At 62.0% G+C, this 3,286-nt stretch carries 3 protein-coding genes; 1 reads left to right on the forward strand and 2 read right to left on the reverse strand.

Annotation, left to right across the window (positions count from 1 at the left end; translation table 11 throughout):
- A partial coding sequence (locus tag ACRDUX_RS13905; RefSeq protein ID WP_526414612.1) for a hypothetical protein occupies positions 1–204 on the reverse strand: 204 nt, incomplete at its 3' end.
- 215 nt (positions 205–419) lie between these two features.
- Between ACRDUX_RS13905 and ACRDUX_RS13910 the strand changes: the two genes are divergently transcribed.
- Complete coding sequence (locus tag ACRDUX_RS13910; RefSeq protein ID WP_526414613.1) at positions 420–1,520, forward strand: glutathione-independent formaldehyde dehydrogenase; 1,101 nt, start codon at positions 420–422, stop codon at positions 1,518–1,520.
- A 1,052-nt stretch (positions 1,521–2,572) separates the two neighbouring features.
- Here ACRDUX_RS13910 and ACRDUX_RS13915 read toward each other — a convergent pair.
- The gene (locus ACRDUX_RS13915) at positions 2,573–3,145 is read right to left on the reverse strand and encodes a TetR/AcrR family transcriptional regulator (protein WP_526414614.1); all 573 of its coding nucleotides are present in this window, start codon (positions 3,143–3,145) and stop codon (positions 2,573–2,575) included.
- Positions 3,146–3,286: the final 141 nt, after the last annotated feature.

The following is a 3,286-nucleotide window of genomic DNA, read 5'->3' on the forward strand; positions in this document are numbered from 1 at the left end:
AGTAACGCCTTGGTAGCCATAGGGCTGTCTCCTCGTCGATGCAGTGGAAGTCACCAGCATCACATCCTCGCGAGGCGATGGGAAGGCGTTGTCCGAGCCTGTGAATCGAAACTGAATTCCTCCAGCACTTCCGATCATGAAGTCGAAGGAGGACAGTTTGAAGTGGACAGAAATTCCACGCTTCGACTGGCGATCGTCATTCATAGCGCATAGCGAAACACGTTGGCGCGTGGGTGGTTTAGCGTCGTTTACCCGCTGTGTCTCGTTCGTCGAGACCACTTCCGCTCGCCTGAGCGACTGGTTCGGCTGACGCCTTGCTTTTCACCGTTGCTGCGTGGCCGGACACCATCCGAAACGTTGCTTAGATTGGGAGAGGTGAGATGAAAGCGCTTGTGTATGACGGGCCTCGTGAGGTTCATGTGAAGGATGTGCCCGACGCCAAGATCGAGGCGCCGACCGATGTGCTTGTGAAGATCACCACCACCAACATCTGTGGGTCGGATCTACACATGTATGAGGGGCGCACCGATCTGGAACCGGGGATGGTGCTGGGTCACGAAAACCTGGGCATCGTCTCCGAGGTGGGCAATGCGGTGGTCAAGGTCTCGCCGGGGGATCGGGTGTGTCTGCCGTTCAACATCGGGTGCGGCTTCTGCCGAAACTGCGAGGAAGGTCTGACCGCGTTCTGCCTGACGGTGCACCCGGACCCGAATATGGCGGGCGCCGCGTACGGTTTCGCCGGGATGGGGCCATTCTGGGGTGGGCAGGCCGACTATCTGCGGGTGCCGTTCGGCGACTTCAACTGTTTGCGGTTGCCCGAGGACGCCCAAGAGAAGGAAACCGACTACGTGATGCTGTCGGACATCTTCCCGACCGGATGGCACTGCACCCGGCTGGCCGACATGCAGCCCGGCGATTCGATGGTGGTCTACGGAGCTGGCCCGGTTGGTTTGATGGCCGCGTATTCGGCAATGATCCAGGGCGCCAGCAAGGTGATGATCGTCGACCGGCATCCCGACCGGCTGCGCCTGGCCGAAGAGATCGGCGTCATACCGATCGACGACTCGAAGGGCGACCCAGTCGAGCAGGTGTTGGAGCAGACCAACGGGAAAGGCGCAGACAAGGGCTGTGAATGCGTCGGCTATCAGGCCCACGACCCGCAGGGCCACGAGGACTCGGCGATGACCATGAACCGGCTGGTCGACTCGGTGCGGTTCACCGGGCACATCGGTGTAGTGGGCATCTTTTTGCCGCAGGACAAGAACGCGTCGGACAAATTGGAACAGAACGGTCAGATCGCCTTCGACATGGGCAAGTTCTGGTTCAAGGGCCAGAAGATCGGCACTGGGCAGGCCAACATCAAGCACTACAACCGGCAACTGCGCGACCTCATCCACGAAGACCGGGCAAAGCCGTCCTGGATCATCTCCCACGAACTCCCGCTCGCCGAAGCCGAATCTGGATATCAGCACTTCGACGCCCGCGACGACGGCTGGACCAAAGTCGTCCTGCACCCCTGATCACAGGCACACCGGACCGGCCACGCGCGTCGTCAGCGGCGATTGCCCGGCGGCGAAAAGCAACGGGCCCGCGAGCCGGTCACGGTGGCCCTGGTGAAGCGGAGGGTTGCCGAGTTGCTCGCGCATCCGGCCTCAGCAAGGGTGGTGGTTGGGGGTTGGGGCGGTTTGATTTGGCACGGCGATCAGTTCGGGTATGGCCGCTAACCGAGAGCGGCTAGCAGGAAGGCGCGCGGGCGAGGAATACTGCACACTCCGCATAAGTACTCTCTGCCAGCCAATTGGATCTGCCGCAACAACTTTGCGTGATCTAGCGGAGGTGTTACGGGCGCCAAAAGCCGGGGTGCGCGTCGGCTACGCCAGCCGCAGCGATCCGAGACACGGCACAATCTTCCGGCGCTTTCGCAATAAGCAGATCAGCCGCTCGGAGGCGCTCTCCGACGTTTGGCAGCGGCGGCGTCAACGCGACGCTGGCTGACACGGGTGGCCTGAATAGCCAATTGTCCTCGGAGGCGTGAGTCGACCCGGGCACCCCGGAACAACCATGTACGCATGGTGTTGGCGCCCGGACCGCACATTCTCAACGGGGCGCTGGATCTGCTGAGCTTGCGGCTCGCCCAGCTTCACCGGGTGTTCTACCGGCACTTTTGAGAACGCTGGCCCGATGAGCGGTGGCGTCGCAGACGTCAACGACCTTGGCGATTGGTGAAGCTGGCACGCCCGCAGTGCGACAAGAAGGGATCGAACGCGTGCCGGGACAGAATCGGTTAATGCCAGGTATTACCCGGAGACCAATGGGCGGCTACGCTGACTATTTTCGTGTGTGAATGCGAGTTCTCCTGGTGAGTTCGTAAATCGAACCGCCGGAGCTAAATCGCCTAAGCCCCCGTACGCTGTTGACCCAGGAGGTTCGACCGACCGTGATCCCTTTGGTGCCGATCGGCGTCCCGGATTTCACCGCGTCGGTGATCAGCGAATCTAGCGTCTCGGCAGAGAACGTCACCGCCAGCCCCCGCGCGGCCGCCTTCTCCTGAGCATCCAACTGCGTGGTCTTGTTATCCCACAGGTCGCATTAGGCCGGGCAGGATGATGTGGTCGACGAGGGTCTGCACGGTGCGTCGGGTCGGGGGCCGATCGGGGACAATGGAACGGAAGATCAGGTAGCCGGGCAGCAGATCCCAGAGTTCCTCGCTGATCTCGTCGTTGTCGATCTCGCCGCGTTCCACCGCCTGCTGGAGGACATGGTCGATCAAGGCCTTACGCTGATCGAGAAAGTGGTGCTGCAGAGCATCATTGAGCGCGGAGTTGCGCGACACCTCGACAAGCACCGCGCGGATGGTGCTGGCATGCTGGCAGGCCTGCTGACATATCGCATCCCCCAATTGCAGCAAATCGCCACGCAGAGTGCCGGTCTCGGGCGTGACTGCAACTTGACGGACGCCCTCGATAAACGCGGCCAGCACCAATGCGGCTTTCGTCGGCCAGCGGCGGTGGACCGTGGCCTTGCTGGCGCGCGCGGTGGCAGCCACGGCGTTTAGTGTCAGCCGCTCGTAACCGTGTTCCTGCAACAGCTGCAACGTCACCGCAAGCAGCTCCATCTCCCGCGGCGACCACAGTGAGGACTCCATCACCTATGGGCAGTCTTGGTCATAGCGGCAACAACTACCCCGAACGCACGCCCTTCCAGCTCACAGGGCGGCGACATCAGAGTCGCGCCGATACACCGGTTGCCGGTCACCCCGACCGGCAGATACCAGGCTTTGCCGTCC

This window comes from Mycobacterium sp. (assembly GCF_050701675.1).
GTDB lineage: Bacteria > Actinomycetota > Actinomycetes > Mycobacteriales > Mycobacteriaceae > Mycobacterium.

Coding starts and splice junctions, on each gene's coding strand:
- ACRDUX_RS13915 (WP_526414614.1), bottom strand. CDS start 3,145: ATGGAGTCCTCACTGTGGTCGCCGCGGGAGATGGAGCTGCTTGCGGTG.